The following is a 23,531-nucleotide window of genomic DNA, read 5'->3' as shown; positions in this document are numbered from 1 at the left end:
AAGGCGAAAACCTCGGGATCGGAAATCGGACAAACGAGGAGGGCCCGATGACCGCGGAACTGATCGACCTGACCCCCTACAGCGGGGTGGAGCCGAACAGCGAGTGGCGGGACGAAGTGCGCAGGTTGGCCAAGGAGCGCGACGCCGTGCTGCTCGCGCACAACTACCAGCTGCCGGAGATCCAGGACATCGCCGACCACACCGGCGACTCGCTGGCGCTGAGCCGCATCGCGGCCACCAGCGACGCGTCGACGATCGTGTTCTGCGGCGTGCACTTCATGGCGGAGACCGCCAAGATCCTGGCCCCCGAGAAGACCGTGCTGATTCCGGACGCGCGTGCGGGCTGCTCGCTTGCCGACTCGATCACCGGCGCTGAGCTGCGGGCCTGGAAGGCCGAGCACCCCGGTGCGGTCGTGGTGTCCTACGTGAACACCACCGCCGAGGTGAAGGCCGAGACCGACATCTGCTGCACGTCGTCCAACGCCGTCGACGTCGTCCGGTCCATCCCGGCCGACCGCGAGGTGCTGTTCCTGCCGGACCAGTTCCTCGGCGCGCACGTCAAGCGCGAGACCGGCCGCGAGAACCTGCACATCTGGGCAGGCGAGTGCCACGTGCACGCGGGCATCAACGGCCCCGAACTGGCCGCGCGCGCCGCGGCCAACCCCGACGCCGACCTGTTCATCCACCCCGAGTGCGGCTGCGCAACCTCGGCGCTCTACCTCGCCGGTGAGGGCATCGTGCCCAGCGCGAAGGTCAAGATCCTCTCGACCGGAGACATGGTGACCCAGGCGCGGTCGACCAAGGCCAAGTCGGTGCTGGTCGCCACCGAGGTCGGCATGCTGCACCAGCTGCGCAAGGCCGCCCCCGGCATCGAGTTCAACGCCGTCAACGACCGCGCGTCCTGCAAGTACATGAAGATGATCACGCCCGCCGCGCTGCTGCGGTCGCTGCGCGAAGGCGCCGACGAGGTGCACGTCGACCTCGAGACCGCCGCGCGCGCCCGGGGCGCCGTGCAGCGCATGATCGAGATCGGCACGTCCGGCGGTGGCGAATGACCGGCGGCCCACGCTGGGAAGCCCGGGCTGACCTCGTCATCGTCGGTACCGGCGTGGCCGGGCTGACCGCGGCGCTGCGGGCGCACTCACTGGGGCTGCGGGTCCTGGTGGTCACCAAGGCCGAGGCGGTCGACGGCAATACCCGCTGGGCACAGGGCGGCGTCGCCGTCGTCTTACCCGACCAGCACGACGAGGGCGACTCGGTCGACAAGCACGTGGCCGACACCCTGGTCGCGGGCGCGGGCCTGTGCGACGAGGACGCCGTTCGGGCGATCATCGCCGACGGCCCCGCCGCGGTCACCCGGCTGCGTGAGCTGGGCGCGGTGTTCGACCCTGGTGCCGACGGCAAACTGGCCCGCACCCGTGAGGGCGGCCACAGCGCTTTCCGCGTGGTGCACGCGGGCGGCGACGCGACCGGCGCCGAGGTCGAGCGGGCGCTCATCGCCGCGGCCAGGGACGGCCGGGTGCCGGTGCTGGAGCACCACGTGGCCGTGCAGGCCGTGCGAACCGGCTCCGGCGCGGTCGCCGGGTTGATGGTCCTTGACGGTTCCGGGGTGCCGGGCGTGATCAGCGCGCCCGCCGTGTTGCTCGCCTCCGGTGGCCTCGGCCAGCTCTACCAGGCCACCTCGAACCCGGAGGTCGCCACCGGCGACGGGCTCGCGCTGGCGCTGCGGGCCGGGGCGCCGCTGGCCGACATCGAGTTCGTGCAGTTCCACCCGACCGTTCTGTACACCGGCCATGGCGCGCGGGGGCGCTGCCCGCTGGTCACCGAGGCGGTGCGCGGCGAGGGCGCGGTGCTCATCGACGCGACCGGCGCCTCGGTCATGCGGGGCGTGCACCCGCTGGTCGACCTGGCCCCGCGCGACGTCGTGGCCGCCGCGATCACCCGCCGGATGGCCGAGGGGCGCGGCGGGGTCGACGACCACGTCTTCCTCGACGCCACAAACCTCGCCGACATCGACTTCGCCAAGCGGTTCCCGACCGTGTACCAGGCCTGCCTGAGCGTGGGAATCGATCCGGCGGTCACCCCGATCCCGGTCGCGCCAGCCGCGCACTTCTCCTGCGGCGGCGTCATGACCACTGTGGACGGACGGACGGCGGTGCCAGGACTGTACGCGGCGGGCGAGGTCGCCAGCATCGGCCTGCACGGGGCGAACCGGCTGGCGTCCAACAGCCTGTTGGAGGGCCTGGTCGTCGGCGCTCGGGCCGCCGAGGCGGTCGCCGCGGATCTCGCGGCGGGCAGGCTGGGCGACCCGCGGCTCGCCGTGGTGTCCGACCTGCCGGTCACGCCGGTCGCCGAGCGGGACTCCCTGCAGCGCGTGATGAGCCGCTACGCCGCGATCGGCCGCGAGGCCGAGGGGCTGGCGGTGGTCGGCTCCGTGCTCGACGTGTCCGCGGTCGACCGACCGCTGGACACCCGGGCCGCCGTCGAGGACGCCGCGCTGACGCTGGTCGCGCGCTCGCTGATCGCCGCCGCGGCCACCCGAACCGAGTCGCGCGGCTGCCACGTCCGCACCGACTACCCGGTCAAAGACGACGCGATCTGGCGCCGGTCCCTGGTCGTGCGGCTCACCCCGTCCGGCCAGCCGGTGCTCACCACCCCGACCGCGCTGCGCGGTGCCGCGTGATCGACCAGGAGGACCTGCGGCGGGTCATCCGCACCGCGCTCGCCGAGGACCTGCGCTATGGCCCGGACGCCACGACCGAGGCCACGGTGGCCGCGGACGCGGTGGCGGTCGCGGCGCTGACCCCGCGCAAGCCGGGCGTGCTGGCGGGCGTCCCGGTCGCCGAGGCCGTGTTCGCCGCCGTCGTGCCGGATCTGACCGTGGTGTCGGCGCTGGCCGACGGGGACGCGGCCGTGGTCGGACAGCCCGCGCTGGTCGTGCGCGGCAACACCCGGGCGCTGCTGACCGCCGAGCGGACCGCGCTGAACCTGATCTGCCACCTGTCGGGCATCGCCACGGCGACCGCCGCGTGGGTGCGGGAGCTGGCGGGCACGGGTGCCGCGGTGCGCGACTCCCGCAAGACCCTGCCCGGCCTGCGGCTGCTGGAGAAGTACGCCGTGCGCTGCGGCGGCGGCGTCAACCACCGCCTCGGCCTCGGCGACGCGATCCTGATCAAGGACAACCACGTCGTCGCGGCGGGCTCGGTCACCAAGGCGATCGCCGCGGCCAAGGCGCACGCGCCGGAGCTGTTCCTCGAGGTCGAGGTCGACAGCCTGGCCCAGCTGGACGAGGCGCTGGCCGAGGGCGTGGAACTGGTCTTGCTCGACAACTTCACCGCGGCCGACTGCGCGCGGGCCGTCGAGCGGGTGCGGGGGACAGCTACGAAGCTGGAGGCATCCGGCGGTCTGACTTTGGAGGTGGCCCGCGAGTACGCGGCCACGGGTGTCGACTACCTGGCGGTCGGCGCGTTGACCCATTCGTCGCCCGCACTGGACCTGGGGATGGATCTTAGTCACTGACTGACACGATCTGGCGGCCTGCGGCGATGAGTAAGGGGTAATCCGCCAACGGTCCGGGAGTGCACGTGCTTTCCTTGCTGCGCGACGACAGCCAGCTCGACTTGCGGCCAGGTGTGGTCAAGGCCGCGGCCGCGCTCGCGGTGGTCGAGGCCGGAATGACGCTGATCGCCGCGCCGGTCTTTCCCGGCTCGGCGCTGCTGGCCCAGCCGTGGCACCCGATGCTGCTGCTGCTCGTCGCCGAGGTCGGCGCGGCGGCCATGCTGATCATCGGGGCCGCCCGGCTGCTGTTCGACCGCGGCCGGACTCCGCTGGTCCTCGGTGCCCTGCTCTCGGCGGGCATCAGTGTGCTCTACATGGCGTTCGCGGTGTTCGTCATCGCCCCCGACCCGGCCGAGGCGCCGCTGACCCCGTTCCTGCTGGGCGCCGCTGTGTTCTTCGGGGTGGTCTCGCTGGGCATCCTCGTGCTGGTCCTGCGGTCGGGCGCCGTCCGCAGAGTGCCGGACGGCGCCCACCGGGCTAACCGCGTTTAGCCTGCGGCCAGTCGGCGCCCCAGCCGCCCTGGATCATCGACTGGAAGGCCCAGCCGTCGGCCGTGCGGACCATCAGGTCGGCGTAGGTCATCCGCTGCACCTCACCACCCACCGTCATCGTCGCCTCGCTGACGACCACGGCCAGGTTCTCGGTGAGGAAGTGGGGCGTGCGCTCGGAGGTCATCTCCAGTTCGGCGGTGCCCCCGCCCATCACCTCGGCCATGGCCGCCACGTACTGCTCCCGGTTCCACTGGGTCACCGCGGCGTGGCCGCCGGAGACGTCGGTGGCCAGGTTCATCGGGAAGACCGCGAGGTCGGCCATCTCCTCGACCGCGCCCTTCGCGGCCAACGCGTCGTACGTGGTGAACCAGTCGCGCAGGCTCGCCAGTTCGGACTCTGTTGGTTCGTACACGAACACCCCTCTCGTACGCTGTACCGTACACTGTACTAGAACGGGGCGGAACGCGCCAGGAGTTCGGCGAGGCCTTGGAGCAGGTCGTCTGCCTGCGGGGTGCGGACCGGGTCGAGCATCCATTGCAGGGCGAAGCCGTCGCACACGGCGAGCACGAAACTGGCCACGGCGCGGCAGCGCGGATCGTCGGCGGTGACCTCGGGGCCGAACGACGTGGCCACGATCGCCGCGACCCTGGTGCGGGTGTGGTCCTGCAGGTCGGCGAGTTGGGCGCGCAGCGCGGGGTCGCGTTCGGCCTGGGCCAGTGCCTCGGCGAAGCTGAGGACGAGCATCCGGTTGTCGGCGAGGTTGCGCAGCACCGCGGCCCAGGTCAGGTGGGCGCGGGCGATGGGCGTGGCGTCCGGTTCGGCCAGGGCGACCTTGGCGAGTTGGTCGGTCCACTCCTCGAAGACGACCCCGAGCGCCTCGTTGAGCAAGCCCGCTTTGGATCCGAAGTGGTAGCCGATCGAGGCCAGGTTGGTGGCCGACTCGGCGACCAGGTCGCGGGCGGTGATGTGCGCGTAGCCCTTGTCCTCCAGCAGCTTCCTGGCCGCGGCGAGGAGTTGCTCTCGATGTCCCACCATCGGATCGTAGTTGCCGGGCGGATCTATACGGGTGTATGAATCGGGGTGTAGGTCACACTCGCGCGGAGGTGCCATGAACCCGGCCGTCACGGTCCAGGAGTCCCTGCCGCCCGGCCCGCGCCTGCCGCGGCTCGTCCAGACGATCATCTTCATGCGGTCCCGCGCCCGGTTCGGCCCGATCTGGCGCCGCCGCTTCGGCGACACGTTCACCGTTCGGCTCGCCGCCGGACGCACGGTCGTGGTCGTGTCCAGGCCGGAGGACATCCGCGAGGTGTTCGCAGGCCCCACCGACGTCTTCCACGCGGGCGAGGGCAACTCGATCCTGGCGCCGGTGATGGGCCGCGAGTCGGTGCTCATCCTCGACGAGGACGCCCACCTGCGGGCCCGCAAGCGCCTGATGCCCGCCTTCAACGGCGCCGCCCTGCGCGGCTACGGCGACATGATGACCGAACTGGCCGAGAAGTCGGCCAAGACCTGGCCGGTCGGGCGGCCGTTCGCGGTCCACCCGCTGATGAACGACCTGACCCTCGACATCATCTTGCGGGTCGTCTTCGGCATGGCCGACGGCGACCGCCTGCGTGCGCTCCGACCGCTGATCACCAAGGTCGTCGACATCGGCCCGGTCGCCGTGCTCGGCTGGACCTACCCGAAGCTCAACCGCTTCTCCCCATGGAAGCAGAACGGTGAGAACCTGGCCGCGGCCGACGTGCTGCTGTACGAGGAGATCGCCGAGCGCCGGACGCAGGACCTGGCCGATCGCACCGACGTGTTGTCGCGCCTGCTCCACGCGGACCCGGACGCGCCCGCGGTCGAGTTGCGCGACCACATGATGACGCTGCTGTTGGCCGGACACGAGACCACCGCGACGGCACTGGCGTGGGCCTTGCACGAACTGGCCCGTAACCCGTCTGCCCTGCGAACCGCCCAGGCGGCCGCCGACCAAGGCGACGACGAGTACCTGCAGGCAGTGACCAAGGAGGCCATGCGGCTGCGGCCGGTGATCTACAGCGTCGCCCGCAGGCTGACCGAGCCGACGGTGGTGCGTGGCCACCTGCTGCCCAAGGGGACCGTGGTGTCGCCGTCGATCGGGCTGGTCCAGGTCGACGCGGACCACTTCGCCGAGCCGCAGGACTTTCGGCCGGAGCGCTTCGTCGGCGCGCAGCCGGAGGCCGGGACCTGGATCCCGTTCGGCGGCGGGGTCCGCCGGTGTCTTGGCGCTGGCTTCTCGTTGCAGGAGGCGGCTTCGGCCCTGCGGGCGATCCTGGTCCGCTACGACATCGAGCCCGTCGGCCCACCGGAGCCCGCCCGCTCACGCAACATCACCCTGGTGCCCGCCAAGGGCGCACGGATCATTGCTAGACGCCGATAGCGCCGTCGATTCGTTCCCGGAGCAAGTCCGCATGGCCGTTGTGGCGGGCGTATTCCTCCACCAAGTGCACCAGCACCCAGCGCAGTGACACCTCGCCACGCCAGTCGTCGTGGCCGCTCACGTCCAGGTCCGGGGCTTCGCTCGCGAACTGGTCGGCGAAGGCGACCTCGTCGCGCCACACCTGCCAAGCCTCCTCGGCGGCCTCGGGTGTCGCGCCGTCGAAGTCGCCGTCCGGGTTGACCGCCGACGAGAAACGCGGCGGCGCGTCCTGGCCCGCGAGCACCTGACGGAACCAGCGGCGCTCCACGTCGGCGAGGTGGCGGACCAAGCCGAGCAGTGACAGCGTCGACGGCTCGACCGACCGAGCCGCCAGTTCTGCCCCAGGCCCGCGCACTTCAACTCCAGCGTCGACCGCTGCACCCGCAGGAAGCCCAGCAGCATCGCCCGTTCCTCGCCGGTGGCGGGCGCCCCGAGTCGGGGATCCCGCTCGGCCGGGACGAACATCTCGGCTCGCCTGCTCATCAGGCCGTCAACGGCTTCGACTTGTCGGTCGCCACCCGCACGGCGAACCACGTCAGGGCCGCCGCGGTTGCGTACCGCTGGAACCGCAGCCAGTTCGGCTTGCGGGTGAAGAAGGTGCCCACCGATCCGGCGAACAGCACGATCATCCCGTTGACCGTCAGCGCGATGGCGATCTGGATCAGGCCGAGCAGGAAGCTCTGTGTCGCGACCGAGCCCAGGGCCGGGTCGATGAACTGGGGCAGCAGCGAGACGTAGAGGACCGCGATCTTCGGGTTCAGCAGGTTGGTGACCATGCCCATGGTGAACAGCTTGCGCGTACCGTCCGCGGGCAGGTCCCGCGGCGTGAACGGCGACCCGCCGCCAGGGCGGATCGCCTGCCAGGCCAACCACAGCAGGTAGGCCGCGCCCGCGATCTTCAGCGCGAGGTACAGCTGTGGCACGTGGGTGAACACCGCCGACATGCCCGCCGTCGCGGCGGCCAGGTAGATCAGGAAGCCCGCGCCGACGCCGGTCAGCGAGATCAGGCCCGCGCGGCGACCCTGCGCGACCGACCGGGACACCAGATAGATCATGTTGGGCCCGGGTGTCAGCACTAACCCCACCGCGATAAGGCTGATTCCGACGACCGCGCCTACCGTGACCACGATTCCCCCAGTTTCTCGATACCTACAGCCTGCGGTTCGCCAGCACCGGGATGGTCTTCCTGGTCGTGTCGGCCAGGTCCGGGTCGATGTCGACGACCAGCGTCTCCGGCTTCCCGCCCAACCGCCCCACCACCCGGCCCCGTGGGTCGGCGACCAGGCTGTGCCCGATGCCCAGCGGCGCGGTGTCCGTGGTCGGGCCCGGGTCGGCCTGGCCGCAGGCGACGACCCACGACGTCGAGTCCAACGCGCGGGCACGGACCAGTAATTCCCACTGCTCGGCTTTGCCCTCGCCCGCGCCCCAGCTGGCGCCGACGAGGATCGCCTTCGCGCCCTCGTCGGCCAGCTTGCGGAACAGCTCCGGGAAGCGGACGTCGTAGCAGGTCGCCACGCCCACGGTGACCTCGTCGACCGTGAAGACCACGGGAGTGTCGCCGGGCGCGACGGTCTTCGACTCCTTGAAGCCGAACGCGTCGAACAGATGGATCTTGTCGTAGCCCAGGTGGTGGCCACGGCCGGTGACCAGCAGGGTGTTGCGCACCCGCCCGTCCTCGGCCGGGGTGAACATCCCGGCGACGATCACCACCCCGGCCGCGTCCGCGATCTCCCGCACGGCGGTGGCCCACGGGCCGTCCAGCGGCTCGGCCACCGGGCCCAGCGGGACCCCGAAGCGGGACATCGTCGCCTCCGGGAACAGCACGACCGCCGCGCCCGCCGCCTCCGCCACACCGGCCCGGATCAGGTCGAGGTTCGCGGCCGGGTCGGCCGACGCCGAGATCTGACAAAGCCCGAGTCGCACAGTCCCCCCTACGTAGTCGCGGCCACTACTGTCGAGGCCGTGGTCCTGTCGCGCGCCGTCGCCGTAGCCCTGGTGGGGCTGTTGGCGGCGTGCACAGCCGAACCTACCCCGACCGCCTCCGGCGACCGCGAGGGTCGGTCGATGGTGATCGCCACCGCGGTCGCGCCCGCCTCCCTCGACCCGCTGTCCGGTTACGCGCCGTACGGCGCGGCGAAGATCTACGACGGGCTGGTCGAACTCGAGCCCGGCGGCACCCTGCGGCCCGTGCTCGCCGCCGCGCTGCCAGTGCCGTCAGCCGACGGGAAGGCGTGGACCATCGTCCTGCGCGACGACGTCTTCTTCCACGACAAGGCCAAGTTCGGCGCCGCCGACGTCATCGCGACCTATCAGGCGGTGCTCGCGGGCGCGCTCAAGTCCCGATTCTCGACACTGGCCGCGGTCCACCAACTCGACAGCGCGACCGTGCGGTTCGACCTGACCCTGCCGACCCCCGGATTCGCGTCGCTGCTGGTCCTGGGCATCAAACGGGCGGGCGACGCGCCGGTCGGCACCGGGCCCTACCAGGTCGAGAGCTGGAAGCCGGGCCGCTCACTGGTGCTCAAGGCCTATCCCGACCACCGCGGCGGCGCTCCCAAGATCACCCGGGTGACCGTCGAGTTCGTGCCGGACGACGAGATCCGCGCCCAGCGGCTGCGCGACGGCAAGCTCGACGGGGCCGACCTGCCCGCGCGCCTCGCCGTGTCGTTCCAGGGCTCGTCGGCGTTCACGACGGTCCGGCACAGCGCCGCCGACGTCCGCGTGGTCACCCTGCCCTCGATCTCCCCGGTCACGGGCGACGCGTCCATGCGGCTCGCGCTCAACCTCTGCGTCGACCGCCGGAAGCTGGTCGACACCGCGCTCGCCGGGCGGGGCAAGCCGACGTCGCTGCCGGTGCCGACCGCGCTGGCCGAGTTCGTCGAGCCCGGCGCCCGATTCGAGTTCGACGTGCCCAGGGCCAAGGCCGTCCTGGACATGGCGGGCTGGGTGCCCGGCCTGGACGGCGTGCGCCGCAAGTCCGGCGTGGTCGCCGAGTTCGACGTCGCCTACCCGGTCGCCGACATCGCCAACCGGGAGCTGGTCGCCGGGTTCGCCGCCGCGGCCGCCGCGATCGGCGTCAAAGTCACCCCTCGGCCGACGCTGCGCGCCGCGCTGACCGGCGCGACGGCCGAGTTGACCGCGGTTGGAGACCCGCTCGACCCGGGTCGGGCACTGTCCTGGCTCGGTGACCGCACGGCCGCCGCCGCGGCGGTCACCGACCCCGCGCAGCGTGCCGTCGCGTTCCGGGCGGTGCAACGGGCCTACCTCGACGAGCCGTCGGCGGTGGTGCTCGCCGAGTCCGACCACAGCTACGTGATCCGACAGAATTGGAACGGCTACCAGCCCGTCGTGGACGCGACGGGGACAGACCACACGTGGGGGGCATGGTGGAACCTGCAGACCTGGGCACCTCGATGATCGATCTGGCCGCGGTCCGCGCCGACACGCCGGGCAGCGCCGACGGCGTGTTCCTCGACAGCGCGGGCTCGTCGCTGTCCCCGCGCCCCGTCGTCGACGAGGTCGTCGCCCACCTGCGGCGCGAGGAGGAGGTCGGCGGCTACCGCGCGGGCGCCGAACGCCTCGACGACCTCGAAGCGGGCTACGGCGTGTTCGCCGAGCTGCTGGGCTGCGAGCCCGACGAGGTCGCCTTCACCGACAGCGCCACCCGCTCCTGGCTGGCCGCCTTCGACGCGATCCCACTGGCCGCGGGCGACCGCCTGCTGGCCACCGAGGCCGAGTACGGCGGAAACGCCATCCCATTGCTGCGCCGGGCCGCGGAGGTCGGCGCGACGGTCGAGCCGATCCCGTCGAACGCCGCTGGTGAACTCGACGTGGACGCCCTGCGGGGGATGCTCGACGAGCGGGTCAAGCTGGTGTCGCTGGTCCAGGTCCCGACCAACGGCGGCCTGGTCAACCCGGTCGCCGAGGTCGCCGCGGCGGCCCACGAGGTCGGCGCGCTTGTCCTGCTCGACGCCTGTCAGTCCATGGGCCAGCTCCCGGTGTCCGCCGAGGCCATGGGCGTCGACATCATCAGCGCGACCGGCCGCAAGTGGCTGCGCGGCCCGCGCGGGACCGGCGTGCTCGTGGTGCGCCGCTCGGTCCGCGACCGCCTCCACCCCCGGCTGATCGACCTGCACGGCGCGCTGTGGACCGGTACCGCGGAGATCACGCTGCGCCAGGACGCCCGGGTCTTCGAGCTGTGGGAGTGCAGCGTCGCCGACCGCCTCGGCCTGATCGCGTCCGCTCGATACGCGCTTGACCTGGGGATTCCGGCCATCGCCACGGCGGTGACCGAGCGGGCGGCCCAACTGCGCGCCGGGCTGGAGGCCATACCTCGGGTCCAGGTGCGGGATCTCGGGTCGCAACAGTGCGGGATCGTCACGTTCACGGTGGACGGGGTGTCGGCCGATGACGTTCGGGACAAGTTGCGCGCCATGGACATCACGGTGACGGTCAGCGGCCTGACCTCGACCCGCTACGACATGACCCGGCGGGGGATCACCGAGCTGGTCCGGGCCTCGCCGCACTACTTCATCTCCCCGGAGCAGATCGACACCGCGGTCGAGGCGGTGGCCGGGCTGCGCTGAGACGTGACCTGAGGCTGTGACCTGCGGTACCGCGAAGGTCACCGCTCCCGGTCCACGCTTTACCCTGGTGGGGTCCCCTTGAAGCTGGAAGGACCCCATGCTGACGCGCACCGACCTGCGTTCCGCCGTCCCGTCGCCCGTGGAGCTGCGCACCGCGCTGCCGCGGGCCGAGGTCGACGTGGACGCGGTGGTCCATCAGGTGCGGCCGATCGTGGACGGGGTCCGCGAGCGCGGGGTCGACGCGGTCCTTGAGTTCTCCGAGCGCTTCGACCGGGTACGCCCCTCTGCGGTGCGGGTCCCGGCCGCCGAGCTGACCCGCGCGCTCGCCGAGCTCGACCCGGCGGTCCGCACCGCGCTGGAGGTCTCGATCGAGCGGGCCCGGCTGGTGCACGGCGAGCAGCGGCGCACCGACGTGACCACCCAGGTCGTCCCCGGCGGCACGGTCACCGAGCGCTGGGTGCCGGTCGCGCGGGTCGGGCTCTACGCGCCGGGCGGGCTCGCGGTCTACCCGTCGAGCGTCGTCATGAATGTCGTCCCCGCCCAGACCGCCGGGGTCGAGTCGCTGGTCGTGTGCTCGCCGCCGCAGGCCGATTTCGGCGGCCTGCCGCACCCGACGATCCTGGCCGCGGCCGAACTGCTCGGCGTCACCGAGGTCTGGGCCGTCGGCGGCGCGCAGGCCGTGGCGCTGCTCGCCTACGGAGGGACCGACACCGACGGCGGCGAACTGGCGCCGGTCGACATGGTCACCGGGCCGGGCAACATCTACCTGACCGCGGCGAAACGCCTGCTCCGGGGCCTGATCGGGATCGACTCCGAGGCCGGACCGACCGAGATCGCCATCCTCGCCGACGCCACCGCCGACCCGGTGCACATCGCCGCCGACCTGATCAGCCAGGCCGAGCACGACCCGCTGGCGGCCAGCGTGCTGGTGACCGACTCCGTCGAGCTGGCCGACGCCGTCGACGCCGAGCTGGAGGTGCGGGTCAAGGCGACCAAGCACACCGAGCGGGTCGCCACCGCGCTGCGCGGGCCGCAGTCCGGCTGCGTGCTCGTGTCCTCGGTGGACGACGGGCTGCGGGTGGTCGACGCCTACGCCGCCGAGCACCTGGAGATCCAGACCGCCGACGCGCGGGCCGTGGCGGCGCGGGTGCGCAGCGCCGGGGCGATCTTCGTCGGCGCCTACGCCCCGGTCTCCCTGGGCGACTACTGCGCGGGCTCCAACCACGTGCTGCCAACCGGCGGCTGTGCCCGGCACTCGTCGGGCCTGTCGGTGCAGACCTTCCTGCGCGGCATCCACGTGATCGATTACTCCGAGGACGCCCTTCGCGAGGTAGCCGCCCACGTGGTCGCCCTGTCGCGGGCCGAAGACCTGCCCGCGCACGGCGAGGCCGTAACCGCGCGCTTCCGGGGCGAGTCGTGACGCCGGGGGAGCGGGCGGCCCTCGCCGACCTGCCGCTGCGCGACGACCTGCGCGGCCGTACACCGTACGGAGCGCCGCAGCTGGACGTGCCGTACCAGCTCAACACCAACGAGAACCCCTACCCGCCGCCGCCGGAGCTGGTCGCCGACATCACCGCCGCCGTCGCGGAGATCGCGGGCACCTTGCACCGCTACCCCGACCGCGACGCCGTGGCCCTGCGCACCGATCTCGCCGCCTACCTCGCGGAGTCGACCGGGGTGCCGCTGACGACGGCCAACCTGTGGGCGGCCAACGGGTCCAACGAGATCCTCCAGCAGATCCTGCAGGCCTTCGGCGGCCCCGGCCGCAGCGCGCTGGGCTTCGAGCCGTCCTATTCGATGCACCCGATCATCGCCGCGGGCACCCGGACCGACTGGGTGCCAACGCCGCGCCGCGCCGACTTCTCCCTGGACGTCGACACCGCGGCCGCGGTGCTGGCCGAGCGGTCGCCGGACGTCGTGTTCGTCACCAGCCCGAACAACCCCACCGGCCAGTCCATCCCACTGGCCGACCTGCGCGCGCTCGTCGCGGCCACCAAGGGGATCGTGGTCGTCGACGAGGCCTACGCCGAGTTCTCCCCGCAGGAGAGCGCGGTGCACCTGATCGAGGAGTTCCCCACCCAGGTGATCGTCAGCCGCACCATGAGCAAGGCGTTCGCTTTCGCGGGCGGGCGACTGGGCTACCTGGCCGCCGCGCCCGCCGTGGTCGACGCGCTGCTGCTCGTGCGCCTGCCCTACCACCTGTCGGCGCTCACCCAGGCCGCCGCCCGCGCCGCCCTGCGCCACGCCGACCAGACACTCGCGTCGGTCCACCAACTGGCCGCCGAGCGCGACCGCGTCATCGAGGCGCTTTCCGGCCTGGGTGCCGAAGTCGTGCCGAGCGACGCCAATTTCGTCCTCTTCGGACAGTTCGCCGATCCGGCCGCCGCCTGGAAGTCCTATTTGGACCAAGGCGTGCTGATCCGCGACGTCGGCATCCCCGGACACCTGCGCGTCACCGTGGGCACGCCCGCGGAGAACGACGCTTTCCTGGCCGCCAGTAAGGAGATCATCTAGTGTCCCGTGTCGGCCGCGTGGAGCGGATCACCAAGGAATCGAAGGTCTTCGTCGAGGTCGACCTCGACGGCTCGGGCAAGGTCGACGTGTCGACCGGCGTCCCGTTCTACGACCACATGCTCACCGCGTTCGGCTCGCACGCGTCGTTCGACCTGACCGTGCACGCCACCGGCGACATCGACATCGACGCCCACCACACCGTCGAGGACGTCGCCATCGTCCTGGGCCAGGCCCTGCGCCAGGCCCTCGGCGACAAGTCGGGCATCCGCCGCTTCGGCGACGCCTGGATCCCGATGGACGAGACCCTGGCGCACGCCGCGATCGACGTCTCGGGCCGCCCCTACTGCGTGCACACGGGCGAGCCCGAGGTCATGGTCGGTTTCGTCGTCGGCGGGAACTACCCGACCGTGCTGAACAGGCACGTCTTCGAGTCGATCGCCTTCCACGCCCATATCGCCCTGCACCTCCGGGTCATCCACGGGCGTGACCCGCACCACATCACCGAGGCCGAGTACAAGGCCTTCGCCAGGGCACTAAGGGCTGCCACGGAGTCCGACCCCAGAGTTGGCGGAATCCCCTCAACCAAGGGCGTCCTCTGAGTAGGGTCTGTCCGGATTCACAGGGCGCTGGAGGAGTAGGTCGTGAAGGATCTCGTCGTCGTCGGGTTGATCGCGTTGACCGGCGTGCTCGTCGGTGGGGTCTACACGACCTGGAAGACGGCAAAGGGCATGGCCATGGTGCTGCTCGTGCTCGCCCTGCTGGCGGGCGGCGGCGCCGTGGCCTGGTACGTGTCGAACCGCTAGTGCCCGGCGCAGGGCACTAGGGGGTGCCGCCCTCGCTGGCCGCTTTCAGCCGGGGTGCGCCGGGGCCGAGGTTCGACATCCGGTCTTCGCTGTTGACCAGTCCACAGGTCTTCAACGACAGACACCCGCACCCGATGCAGGACGTCAGGTTGTCCCGCAGCCGCTCCAACGAGTCGATCCGGGCGTCGATCTCCGACCGCCACGTCTTGGACAGCCGCGCCCAGTCGACCTTCGTCGGCGTCCGCCGCTCGGGTAACAGGTCGAGCGCGGCGTGGATCTCCTCCAGTGTGAGCCCGACCCGTTGGGCGGTGCGGATGAAGGCGAGCCTGCGGAGCACTGCCCTGGCATATCTGCGCTGGTTACCGGCCGTCCGCTCGGAGTGGATCAACCCGCGCTCCTCGTAGAAGCGCAACGCCGTATGCGGAACCCCGCTGCGATCGGCGACCTCGCCGATGGACAGCGTCTCAGCCAGTTTGGACACCCGTCCAAGCCTACCGGCAACCTCCAGGTAGGTCGAAGTCAGCGCGCGAACGGATCGAGGAGTCGGAGGCCGGTCGACATCACGTCGGTCCCGTTGCGAGTCACGAGCGTCCAGTCGTGTGCCAACGCTGTCGCGGCAAGCAGTCCGTCGATCACCGGTAGCGCGCGGCTTGAGTCGCGTCTGCCGTGCCGGGTGACAAATGGGCCTTCGGCTTTGACGGACCCCGATCAACTCATTCTTGCAGGTAGAGCGCGGGGACGTGGTCGGTCAGCCAGACCCCGTTCGCGCTGACATAGAACTCGTGCCCGTCAGCGGCCATCGCCGCCGCGTCGATTTCCAGGACGAGTGGCCTGCCTCGGCGGGCGCCCACCGCCACGGCGGTGTCGCGGGTAGCCGACAAGTGCACATGGTGGCGGTTCATCGGCCGCAAGCCCTCGGCCTTGATCGACTCCAGTGCGGCGGCCACGGTGCCGTGGTAGAGCACCGGGGGCGGCGGCATGGGCGTCAGTCCGAGGTCGACCGGCACGCTGTGGCCCTGACTGGCCCGGATGCGGGTCCCGGTCGGGTCGAACGCGAAACGGTTCTTGTTGTTGCGCGCCACGACTTCATCGAGTGCCGAGCGGGACACGCCGAGTGCGCTGAGCAGGTCCGACACCGGGACCCAGCCCGCGGCGTCGAGGGTGAGGCCGACTCGCTCGGGGTGGTGGCGCAGGGCTTTGGACATCCGCTTCGACAGGCGGATCAGCTGTTGTTCTTCCATATCGATGCGAATTGCAGCACACCGGCCCGCGCGGGCGCCACGAAGTTCTTGACCTCCACCGAACTCAAGGTTGCACGGTGGACCCATGACACACGCACTGGCCCCGCTGTTCGCCCGGATGACCGGCGATGAGAAGCACGAGTGGGCCGCCGCCTCCACCCTCGACGTCCTGTGGGTGCTCTACGACCGCGTTCTGCGCATCGACGCGCTCGATGATCCGGACCGGGACCGGTTCCTGCTGTCCAAAGGACACGGTCCGATGGCGTTCTACGCGGTCCTGGCCGCCAAGGGCTTCCTTGATCCCTCCACATTGGATACCTGGACCCGGTTCGACTCCATCCTCGGCCACCATCCCGACCGCACCCTCGTGCCCGGCGCCGAGATCGGGTCGGGATCACTTGGACACGGGCTGCCCATCGCGGTGGGGCAGGCCGTCGGGCTACGCGCCCAAGGTTCGCCCGCTCGCGTGTTCGTGCTGGTCGGCGACGGTGAGCTGGACGAGGGCAGCAACCACGAGGCCATCGCGGTCGCCGCGCGGTTCGGGCTGGCGAACCTGACCGCCGTCGTCGTGGACAACCACAGTTCCAACCACGGCTGGCCCGGCGGCATCGCGTCCCGGTTCACCGTGGAGGGCTGGGCGGGCGTCACCGTCGACGGCCGTGACCACGTGGCCTTGCACGCCGCGTTGACCGAAGGCCACCCCGGCAGGCCGCTCGTCGTGGTCGCCGATATCAAGGAGCAGCGATGACCACGGTTGACACCAGGACCATGCGTGAGGCGTTCGCGGCGAGCATGACCGAGGCGCTGGAGCAGGACCCGCGGGTCGCGCTCGTGCTGGCCGCGATCTCCGTGGATCTATTCGCTGGACCGCTCAAGGAGCATCCCGGCCGTGTGGTCGACGTCGGGATTCGGGAGCAGGCGATGGTCGGCGTCGCGGGCGGGCTCGCGCTGACCGGATTCCGGCCGGTCATCCACACCTATGCGCCGTTCCTGGTCGAGCGGGCGTATGAGCAGGTCAAACTCGACCTTGGCCACCAGGGTGTCGGCGCGGTGCTGGTTAGCGTCGGCGCGTCCTACGACAACCCGAAGATGGGCCGCACCCACCAGGCGCCCGCAGACGTGGCACTGATCGACAGCCTGCCCGGCTTCACCATCCACGTACCCGGCCACCCCGACGAGGTCGCGCCGCTGCTGACCGGCGCGCTCGCGGGGAACGGGCTGGTCTACCTGCGGCTCTCGACCCGATCGAACACCGACGCCCACCCGGTGACCGGCGACTTCGTCCCGCTGCGCCACGGCAGCCTTGGCGTGGTCCTGGCCGTGGGCCCGACCCTGGACGCGGTGCTCGCCGCGACCGAGGGTGTCGACGTGTCGGTGTTGTACACCCCGACCGTCCGCCCGTTCGACCACACGGGCCTACGCGCGGCGGTCGAGTCGGCGGCGCCGAATGTCCTGGTCGTGGAGCCGTACCTGGCGGGGACCTCGGCGCACTCGGTGGCCGAGGCGTTGGCGGACATGCCGCACCGTCAGCGGTCGGTGGGTGTGCGGCGGGACATGGAGGTGCGCGCCTACGGCACCGCGGCGCAGCACGACGAGATCCACGGCCTCGACGCGGCCGGGATCGCCCGGACCCTGCGAGAATTCCTCAGTTAGACGGACACCGGCCGTCGCACCGGCTCGGACTCCGCTCGCGGCGCGGGGACCTCGGACTTCGGTTCGGCGGTGATGAGTGCGGCGGCCACGAGGATCCACAGCACAGCGGGCACGATCGGCCACACGACCGACTCGGACAGCGCGAGATAGGCGTTGACCATCGCCGCGACGAGCAGGATTGTCGCCAAGGTCCAACGCAACATCACAGGCCTCCTGGGCGCGGCCCCCTGACCACGCCTTAGTCCCCACATACCCGCAGGCGGGACGGCTTACACCCGATCGAGGTCACGGTTAGATAACGGACGTGGCCGACTACGCTGGGCCCGTGCCAAGAGTCGTCGTGCTGGATTACGGGTCCGGGAACCTTCGTTCCGCTGAACGCGCGCTGCGCCGCGTCGGTGCCGATGTCGAGGTGACCGGCGACTTCCATGCCGCCATCGACTGCGACGCGCTGGTCGTGCCCGGTGTCGGGGCCTACGCGGCGTGCATGGAGGGGCTGCGCGGCGTGCGCGGCGAGCGGATCATCGGACGTCGGCTCGCAGGCGGTCGGCCGGTACTGGGAATCTGCGTCGGCATGCAGATCCTCTTCGAGCGCGGTATCGAGCACGGTGTCGAGACCGACGGCTGCAACCAGTGGCCCGGCACGGTCGACCGGCTCGACGCCCCCATCGTCCCGCACATGGGCTGGAACACCGTGCGGGCGCCGGAGAAGTCCGTGCTCTTCCACGGCCTCGGCCCGGACACCCGGTTCTACTTCGTCCACTCCTACGCCGCGCGCACCTGGGAACTGCACCCCGAGCCGCCGATGATCCCACCCCTGGTTACCTGGGCCGACCACGGCGGCGAGTTCGTCGCGGCGGCCGAGAACGGTCCCCTGTCGGCCACCCAGTTCCACCCAGAGAAGTCGGGCGACGCAGGCGCGCAGCTGCTGGAGAACTGGCTCAAGGACGTCACCGGATGACCACCCCGAAGAAGAAGCCACGCAAGCGCCGCACCACGACCACCCGCCGCCGCAGGCCGTCGACCGCGACCACTTTGGGAGGTGTCGTCGGCGCGGCCATCGCGGGTGCGCTGGTCGGCATCCTGGGGAGTCTGCCCTGGTGGGCGTGGGTGCTACTGCTCGCCGTCGGACTCGGTGTGGGTTACCTCATCCACCGCCGGTCGACCCCAGCCGCGTAGATAGGGTGCTCCGGTGAGCTTCTACTTGCTTCCCGCCATCGACGTGGTCCATGGCCAGGCCGTCCGTCTCGTCCAGGGTGAGGCCGGGTCCGAGACCGGCTACGGCTCCCCACTGGACGCCGCCATGGCCTGGCAGGACGGCGGCGCCGACTGGGTCCACCTGGTCGACCTCGACGCCGCGTTCGGCCGGGGCAGCAACCGCGACCTGCTCGCCGAGATCGTCGGCACCCTGGACGTCCAGGTAGAACTATCCGGCGGCATCCGCGACGACGAATCACTGGACAACGCCCTGGCCACCGGCGCCGCCCGCATCGGCCTGGGCACCGCCGCCCTGGAAAACCCCGAGTGGTGCGCGAAGGTCATCGCCGAACACGGCGACAAGATCGCCGTCGGCCTGGACGTACGAATCAAAGATGGTGTCTACCGGGTGTCGTCCCGAGGCTGGACCACCGACGGCGGTGAACTCTGGGAGGCCCTCGACCGCCTGAACACCGACGGCTGCGCCCGCTACGTAGTCACCGACGTGAGCAAGGACGGCACCTTGGAGGGCCCGAACGCGGGCCTGCTGCGCGAGGTCTGCGCGCGCACCGACGCGCCGGTGATCGCCTCGGGCGGCGTGTCCAGTGTGGACGACCTGGTCGCCCTGGCCGCGATCGACGGCGTTGAGGGCGCAATCATCGGCAAAGCCCTATACAACGGCAACTTCACTCTGCCCGAGGCACTCGCAGCAGTTCGCCGCCCGTAAGAAACAACCAACAAGCCGCACCCCCGCCGCGGACCCAGGGTGCCGACCCCAGGGTGCGGACCCAGGGTGTGGACACAGTCACTCCGAAACCGGCGCACCCACAGCGATCGAGATCCCGATAGTCCCAGAAGACCCTCGACGCAGCTTGCTGCCAAACACCGTGACCCACGCGACGAAACCGTACTTCCGCTGGATCAGCTTCTTGGCGCGCGCGGTTCCCTCAGTGTCGAGGAACCGCGCCGTTCCGGAGACGGTCTCGCCTGCCGGGTTGCCCCGGATGTCGCACTCGGCAAGCGTCACATCACTGTTTCGTCGCAGCCGCTTGGCCTTCCACGACTCAGTCACCGTCCAAGCCAGCAGAACGTCCCCATCCCGAACCACCCACACCGGCGTCCCAACGGCACTGCCGTCCTTACGGAACGTCGTCAGTAGCAGATACTTGCCCTCGCCGAGGCGAGTCAAAGCGTCGGTCGGCATGATCGGCAGCGTAGTCCGAACCCCAGATCGGGACGAATTTGAGGAGTATTCACCTGGACGGTGGGTGTGACACTTAGGATCAAGGTGTACCACTGAGACTCGTGATGAATCCCGGATTAGACCGCCGCGCCTTCCTCCGCACGTCCGCCGTCGCAGGTGGCGCCCTGCTCATCCCCGCCGCCCTGGCCGGCACGGCCGCCGCGGCCGCCGTGCCCCAGTTCGCGCACGGCGTCGCCTCGGGCGACTCACTGCCCGACAACGTCCTGCTCTGGACCCGAGTGACCCCGACACCGGACTCGACCCCGGGATCCGGCGCCGGACCTGACGTCGAACTCCGCTGGGAGGTCGCGACAGACTCGTCATTCGCCAACGTCGTCCAGTCCGGCGCAACCACGACCGGCCCGTCCCGCGACCACACGGTGAAGGTCGAAGCCGGTGGCCTCGCCGCCGCGACGACTTACTTCTACCGCTTCCTCCTCGACGGCGTCGCGTCGGCCACCGGCCGCACCCGCACCGCGCCCGCGACGAACGCCGACGTCAGCAAGCTGCGCCTCGGTCTGGTGTCGTGCTCGAACTGGCAGGCGGGCTACTTCGCGGCCTACCGCCAGCTCGCGGCCCGCACCGACCTCGACGGCGTCCTGCACGTCGGCGACTACCTCTACGAATACCCGGTGGGCGGCTTCGGGGCCCGCGGCGTGACGATCCGCCCGCACGAGCCCGCCACCGAGATGGTCGCGTTGGCCGACTACCGCAAGCGCCACGCGCAGTACAAGACCGACCCTGACCTGCAGTCGCTGCACGCCAAGCAGCCGTGGTTCATCACCTGGGACGACCACGAGTCCGCCAACGACGCGTGGTCGGGTGGCGCCGAGAACCATCAGCCCGCCACCGAGGGCGACTGGGGTGTGCGCAAGGCCGCGGCGCGGCAGGCGTACTTCGAGTGGATGCCGGTCCGGCAGGGCGCGGGCGGCGAGATCTACCGCCGCTTCCGCTGGGGCAAGCTGGCCGAGTTGTCCCTGCTCGACCTGCGCAGCTACCGCTCCAAGCAGACCACGCCGTCCTCGGGCGACCCGAACGACCCGAACCGCACGCTGACCGGCGACGCGCAGATGGAGTGGCTCAAGTCCGGGCTGTCGGGCACCGACGCCACCTGGAAGCTGGTCGGCAACTCGGTCATGATCACGCCGATCTCGCTCGGCGGGGTCACCGCTCTGTTCGCCGAGGCCATCGGCGAGCTGCTCGGCCTGCCGCTGGGCGGCGTCGCGGCCAACGCCGACGCGTGGGACGGCTACACCGCCGATCGGCTCGAACTGCTCGGCCACCTCAAGGACAACAAGGTCAAGAACACCGTCTTCCTCACCGGCGACATCCACACCTCGTGGGGCGCCGACATCCCGCTCGACCGGTCTAGCTACTGGTGGAACGGCAACAGTGTGGCCACCGAGTTCGTCACGCCGTCGGTGACCAGCGACAACATCGACGACCTGCTCAACATCCCGGCGCGCACCGGCTCGGTCGCGGCCGAGGTCGCGATGTACGCGAAGAACTGGCACGTCAAGTACATCGAGCTGGACTCGCACGGCTACTCGGTGGTCGACGTCAACCCGCAGCGCGTGCAGACCGACTGGTACTTCCTCGACGACCGCCTCAACGCCAACTCCGGCGTCAAACACGCCAAGTCGCTGGCCACGGCGGCGGGCACGCAGAAAGTCAAGCCGGTCTCCAGCCCGGTCGCCTAGCGAAACGGGGGCACCCTCGGGTGCCCCCGTTTACTGGTGATTTACCGGATCGCCGCTCACTCAGTCGGAGGCTGGCCGACCGGTTCGCGGTCACTAGCGTGAGGAAAGTCCGACTTCCCTCCGGGTCGGAACCCCCTGCGCTAGGAGGCTCATTCATGCTGCCCAAATCCCGTCGCTTCGCCTTGTTAGCCGGGGCGGTGCTGGCCGCGGTCGCCACGACGGCTGCCGCGGTCCCCGCCGCGAGCGTTCCACAGTCCACATCTGACTCTCAGTACATCCGGCTCGCCGGCCGCACTTTCGACCCGCTGGCGTCGGCCGCGCTCGCGGCGCCGACCGGGAAGTCCGGCTACCTGGTGCAGTTCCGCGGCCCGGTCACCGACGACCAGCGCGCCGCCCTGCGCCGCGTCGGCGTGCGGCTCGGCGCGTACATCCCCGACTACGCCTACGTAGTGCGCAGCGCCGACCCGGATCGGTTGCGCGCGCTGGACTTCGTGCGCTGGGTCGGCGACTACGCCGCCGCGGACAAGGTCGACGCGCCGCTCGCGTTGGCGGGTACGCGGGCGCGGTACCTGGTGACGGTCGTCGATGAGGACGTCCGCGAGCAGAGCGCGGTGGCCCGTCAGGTGTCGCGGATCGGCGGCAGGCTCGACGGGATCTCCGAGAGCAAGCGGCACGTCCTGGCCACGCTCACGCCCGCGCAGGTGTCCCAAGTCGCCGCGCTGCCCGACGTGCTGTCGGTGGGCGCGGTGTCCGAGCCGCAGACCGACATGGACATGGCCCGCGAGGCGACCGGCGCGAACCACATCGAGTCCGTCGGCGGCTACAAGGGCACGGGCGTGCGCGGCGAGGTCATGGACGGCGGTGTCCGGTCCACCCACCAGGAGTTCCGCGCGCATCCGTTGGTGTTCCACGGTTCCAACTCGACCAGCACGAGCCACGGCACGGCCACGACAGGCCAGATCTTCGCCTCCGGGGTCAGCTCGACCCGGCGCGGCCTGCTGCCGGACGGCCAGGGCATCTTCGCCACCTACAACAAGCCCGACCGCTACGCCCACACCAAGGAACTGGTCAACCCGGCAGGCCCGTACCGCGCGGTGTTCCAGTCGAACAGCTGGGGCGACACCCTCACCACCAGCTACAATTCGATCTCCGCCGCGTTCGACGACATCATCTTCGACCACGACATCCTGATCTGCCAGTCGCAGAGCAACGCGGGCACGCGGCAGTCCCGGCCGCAGGCGTGGTCGAAGAACGTGCTGTCGGTGGGCGGCCAGTACCACTACAACACGCTGTCGCGCACCGACGACAAGTGGAACAGCGGAGCGAGCATCGGCCCGGCCGCCGACGGCCGGATCAAGCCGGACGTGTCGAACTACTACGACCAGATCAACACCACGTCCAGCTCCAGCGACACCTCCTACACCGCATCGTTCGGCGGGACCAGCGGCGCGACCCCGATCACCTGCGGCAACGCGGGCCTGCTGTTCCAGCTGTGGGCCGACGGCGTGCTGGACGGCGGCCCCGGCAAGAACCGCGACGTCTTCACCAGCCGCCCGCACGCGGCGACGGCCAAGGCACTGCTGATCAACACCGCGTCGCAGTACCCGTTCACCGGCACGACCTCGGATATGACCCGCACGCACCAAGGCTGGGGCTCGGTGAATGTCCGTACGCTGTACGACTCGGCCAAGGCGGGCGGCTGGAAGCTGCCGATCCTGGTCAACGAGACCGACCTGCTCACCACCGGCCAGACCAAGCGCTACACGATCACGACCAACGGCACCAAGCCGCTGCTCGCGACCCTGGTCTACGCCGACCCGATGGGCTCGCCGAGCGCGTCGGTGGCCACCGTCAACGACCTGACGCTGAAGGTGATCTCGCCGACCGGCACGGTCTACTACGGCAACAACGGGTTGAGCGCGGGCGTGTGGTCGACCTCGGGCGGATCGGCCAACCGGGTCGACACCGTGGAGAACGTCTTCGTGCAGAGCCCCGGCTCGGGCACGTGGACCGTCGATGTCATCGCCACGGCCGTCAACCAAGACGGACACGTGGAGACGTCGGCGACCGACGCGGACTTCGCTTTGGTGGTGCGCTAGCGG

The 23,531-nt window shown here is 70.8% G+C and carries 27 protein-coding genes; 18 read left to right on the top strand and 9 right to left on the bottom strand.

What is annotated here, in order from left to right:
• Positions 1-47 precede the first annotated feature (47 nt).
• The 4 genes from nadA to BN1701_RS17955 all read left to right on the top strand — a co-directional run bounded on the left by nadA (position 48) and on the right by BN1701_RS17955 (position 4,049).
• Entirely contained in the window at positions 48-1,055 is a 1,008-nt protein-coding gene (gene nadA / locus BN1701_RS17970) for a quinolinate synthase NadA (RefSeq protein ID WP_054050354.1), read from the top strand.
• Positions 1,052-2,683: an L-aspartate oxidase gene (locus tag BN1701_RS17965; protein WP_054050352.1), complete on the top strand. Its 1,632-nt coding sequence runs from the start codon at positions 1,052-1,054 to the stop codon at positions 2,681-2,683. Before nadA ends, BN1701_RS17965 begins: the two co-directional genes overlap by 4 nt.
• On the top strand, positions 2,680-3,519 hold the full coding sequence (nadC, locus tag BN1701_RS17960; RefSeq protein ID WP_054050350.1) for a carboxylating nicotinate-nucleotide diphosphorylase: 840 nt from the start codon (positions 2,680-2,682) through the stop codon (positions 3,517-3,519). The genes BN1701_RS17965 and nadC overlap by 4 nt, the downstream gene beginning before the upstream one ends.
• Before the next feature lie 65 nt (positions 3,520-3,584).
• On the top strand, positions 3,585-4,049 hold the full coding sequence (locus BN1701_RS17955; protein ID WP_157368051.1) for a hypothetical protein: 465 nt from the start codon (positions 3,585-3,587) through the stop codon (positions 4,047-4,049).
• On the opposite strand, the gene BN1701_RS17950 is transcribed toward BN1701_RS17955, so the two are convergent.
• Positions 4,036-4,461, bottom strand: coding sequence for a hypothetical protein (locus tag BN1701_RS17950; RefSeq protein WP_082860369.1), 426 nt, complete (start codon positions 4,459-4,461; stop codon positions 4,036-4,038). The two genes, BN1701_RS17955 and BN1701_RS17950, sit on opposite strands and share 14 nt — an antisense overlap.
• Positions 4,462-4,496: 35 nt before the next feature.
• Positions 4,497-5,081 carry a TetR/AcrR family transcriptional regulator gene (locus BN1701_RS17945; protein WP_054055950.1) on the bottom strand — a complete coding sequence of 195 codons (585 nt, stop codon included), beginning with the start codon at positions 5,079-5,081 and terminating at the stop codon, positions 4,497-4,499.
• Between the two features lie 76 nt (positions 5,082-5,157).
• On the opposite strand from BN1701_RS17945, the gene BN1701_RS17940 reads away from it, so the two are divergent.
• Entirely contained in the window at positions 5,158-6,453 is a 1,296-nt protein-coding gene (locus BN1701_RS17940) for a cytochrome P450 (RefSeq protein ID WP_054050344.1), read from the top strand.
• Here the strand turns inward: BN1701_RS17940 and BN1701_RS17935 are convergent.
• The 3 genes from BN1701_RS17935 to BN1701_RS17925 all read right to left on the bottom strand — a co-directional run bounded on the left by BN1701_RS17935 (position 6,440) and on the right by BN1701_RS17925 (position 8,415).
• Positions 6,440-6,847 carry a DinB family protein gene (locus BN1701_RS17935; RefSeq protein ID WP_231949638.1) on the bottom strand — a complete coding sequence of 136 codons (408 nt, stop codon included), beginning with the start codon at positions 6,845-6,847 and terminating at the stop codon, positions 6,440-6,442. The genes BN1701_RS17940 and BN1701_RS17935 overlap by 14 nt on opposite strands.
• Before the next feature lie 127 nt (positions 6,848-6,974).
• A complete protein-coding gene (locus tag BN1701_RS17930) occupies positions 6,975-7,568 on the bottom strand; it encodes a LysE family translocator (RefSeq protein ID WP_231949637.1) in 594 nt (197 codons plus the stop codon).
• A 73-nt stretch (positions 7,569-7,641) separates the two neighbouring features.
• Positions 7,642-8,415, bottom strand: a complete 774-nt coding sequence (locus BN1701_RS17925) for a carbon-nitrogen hydrolase family protein (protein ID WP_054050340.1) — start codon at positions 8,413-8,415, stop codon at positions 7,642-7,644.
• Positions 8,416-8,454: 39 nt separating this feature from the next.
• On the opposite strand from BN1701_RS17925, the gene BN1701_RS17920 reads away from it, so the two are divergent.
• From BN1701_RS17920 to BN1701_RS36490, 6 genes are all read left to right on the top strand, one after another.
• Positions 8,455-9,909: an ABC transporter substrate-binding protein gene (locus tag BN1701_RS17920; protein WP_054050338.1), complete on the top strand. Its 1,455-nt coding sequence runs from the start codon at positions 8,455-8,457 to the stop codon at positions 9,907-9,909.
• Positions 9,876-11,078, top strand: coding sequence for an aminotransferase class V-fold PLP-dependent enzyme (locus BN1701_RS17915; protein WP_082859914.1), 1,203 nt, complete (start codon positions 9,876-9,878; stop codon positions 11,076-11,078). Before BN1701_RS17920 ends, BN1701_RS17915 begins: the two co-directional genes overlap by 34 nt.
• A gap of 97 nt (positions 11,079-11,175) precedes the next feature.
• Complete coding sequence (gene hisD / locus BN1701_RS17910; RefSeq protein WP_054050333.1) at positions 11,176-12,498, top strand: histidinol dehydrogenase; 1,323 nt, start codon at positions 11,176-11,178, stop codon at positions 12,496-12,498.
• A complete protein-coding gene (locus tag BN1701_RS17905) occupies positions 12,495-13,592 on the top strand; it encodes a histidinol-phosphate transaminase (RefSeq protein ID WP_054050331.1) in 1,098 nt (365 codons plus the stop codon). The genes hisD and BN1701_RS17905 overlap by 4 nt, the downstream gene beginning before the upstream one ends.
• Positions 13,592-14,191 carry an imidazoleglycerol-phosphate dehydratase HisB gene (gene hisB / locus BN1701_RS17900; RefSeq protein WP_054050329.1) on the top strand — a complete coding sequence of 200 codons (600 nt, stop codon included), beginning with the start codon at positions 13,592-13,594 and terminating at the stop codon, positions 14,189-14,191. Before BN1701_RS17905 ends, hisB begins: the two co-directional genes overlap by 1 nt.
• A 42-nt stretch (positions 14,192-14,233) precedes the next feature.
• Entirely contained in the window at positions 14,234-14,395 is a 162-nt protein-coding gene (locus BN1701_RS36490) for a hypothetical protein (RefSeq protein WP_172803276.1), read from the top strand.
• A gap of 16 nt (positions 14,396-14,411) precedes the next feature.
• Here BN1701_RS36490 and soxR read toward each other — a convergent pair whose 3' ends face one another.
• Positions 14,412-14,876 carry a redox-sensitive transcriptional activator SoxR gene (soxR, locus tag BN1701_RS17895; RefSeq protein ID WP_054050327.1) on the bottom strand — a complete coding sequence of 155 codons (465 nt, stop codon included), beginning with the start codon at positions 14,874-14,876 and terminating at the stop codon, positions 14,412-14,414.
• 232 nt (positions 14,877-15,108) lie between these two features.
• The gene (locus tag BN1701_RS17890) at positions 15,109-15,636 is read right to left on the bottom strand and encodes an RNA 2'-phosphotransferase (RefSeq protein WP_054050325.1); all 528 of its coding nucleotides are present in this window, start codon (positions 15,634-15,636) and stop codon (positions 15,109-15,111) included.
• 85 nt (positions 15,637-15,721) lie between these two features.
• Between BN1701_RS17890 and BN1701_RS17885 the strand changes: the two genes are divergently transcribed.
• On the top strand, positions 15,722-16,384 hold the full coding sequence (locus BN1701_RS17885; protein WP_054050323.1) for a thiamine pyrophosphate-dependent enzyme: 663 nt from the start codon (positions 15,722-15,724) through the stop codon (positions 16,382-16,384).
• Complete coding sequence (locus tag BN1701_RS17880; RefSeq protein WP_157368050.1) at positions 16,381-17,289, top strand: transketolase family protein; 909 nt, start codon at positions 16,381-16,383, stop codon at positions 17,287-17,289. The genes BN1701_RS17885 and BN1701_RS17880 overlap by 4 nt, the downstream gene beginning before the upstream one ends.
• Here the strand turns inward: BN1701_RS17880 and BN1701_RS17875 are convergent.
• Positions 17,286-17,492, bottom strand: a complete 207-nt coding sequence (locus BN1701_RS17875; RefSeq protein WP_054050321.1) for a hypothetical protein — start codon at positions 17,490-17,492, stop codon at positions 17,286-17,288. The two genes, BN1701_RS17880 and BN1701_RS17875, sit on opposite strands and share 4 nt — an antisense overlap.
• A 122-nt stretch (positions 17,493-17,614) precedes the next feature.
• On the opposite strand from BN1701_RS17875, the gene hisH reads away from it, so the two are divergent.
• From hisH to priA, 3 genes are read left to right on the top strand one after another with little or no spacing between them, the layout of a single operon-like run.
• Positions 17,615-18,250, top strand: coding sequence for an imidazole glycerol phosphate synthase subunit HisH (gene hisH / locus BN1701_RS17870; RefSeq protein ID WP_054055948.1), 636 nt, complete (start codon positions 17,615-17,617; stop codon positions 18,248-18,250).
• Positions 18,247-18,468 (top strand): DNA translocase FtsK 4TM domain-containing protein, encoded by a 222-nt coding sequence (locus tag BN1701_RS17865; protein WP_054050319.1) that lies wholly within the window; start codon positions 18,247-18,249, stop codon positions 18,466-18,468. Before hisH ends, BN1701_RS17865 begins: the two co-directional genes overlap by 4 nt.
• Positions 18,469-18,481: 13 nt before the next feature.
• On the top strand, positions 18,482-19,213 hold the full coding sequence (gene priA, locus BN1701_RS17860; protein WP_054050317.1) for a bifunctional 1-(5-phosphoribosyl)-5-((5-phosphoribosylamino)methylideneamino)imidazole-4-carboxamide isomerase/phosphoribosylanthranilate isomerase PriA: 732 nt from the start codon (positions 18,482-18,484) through the stop codon (positions 19,211-19,213).
• Between the two features lie 78 nt (positions 19,214-19,291).
• Here the strand turns inward: priA and BN1701_RS17855 are convergent, their stop codons facing one another.
• Positions 19,292-19,690: a PPOX class F420-dependent oxidoreductase gene (locus BN1701_RS17855; RefSeq protein ID WP_054050315.1), complete on the bottom strand. Its 399-nt coding sequence runs from the start codon at positions 19,688-19,690 to the stop codon at positions 19,292-19,294.
• A 104-nt stretch (positions 19,691-19,794) separates the two neighbouring features.
• On the opposite strand from BN1701_RS17855, the gene BN1701_RS17850 reads away from it, so the two are divergent.
• Both BN1701_RS17850 and BN1701_RS17845 read left to right on the top strand, forming a co-directional pair.
• Complete coding sequence (locus tag BN1701_RS17850; RefSeq protein ID WP_054050313.1) at positions 19,795-21,429, top strand: alkaline phosphatase; 1,635 nt, start codon at positions 19,795-19,797, stop codon at positions 21,427-21,429.
• A 155-nt stretch (positions 21,430-21,584) separates the two neighbouring features.
• Entirely contained in the window at positions 21,585-23,528 is a 1,944-nt protein-coding gene (locus BN1701_RS17845) for a S8 family serine peptidase (protein ID WP_054050311.1), read from the top strand.
• Positions 23,529-23,531: the final 3 nt, after the last annotated feature.

Origin of the sequence: Alloactinosynnema sp. L-07 (genome assembly GCF_900070365.1) — a bacterium.
Classification (GTDB): domain Bacteria; phylum Actinomycetota; class Actinomycetes; order Mycobacteriales; family Pseudonocardiaceae; genus Actinokineospora.
The sequence above is the reverse complement of the archived record's forward strand: the minus strand, read 5'-3'. Positions and strand labels throughout refer to the sequence as shown.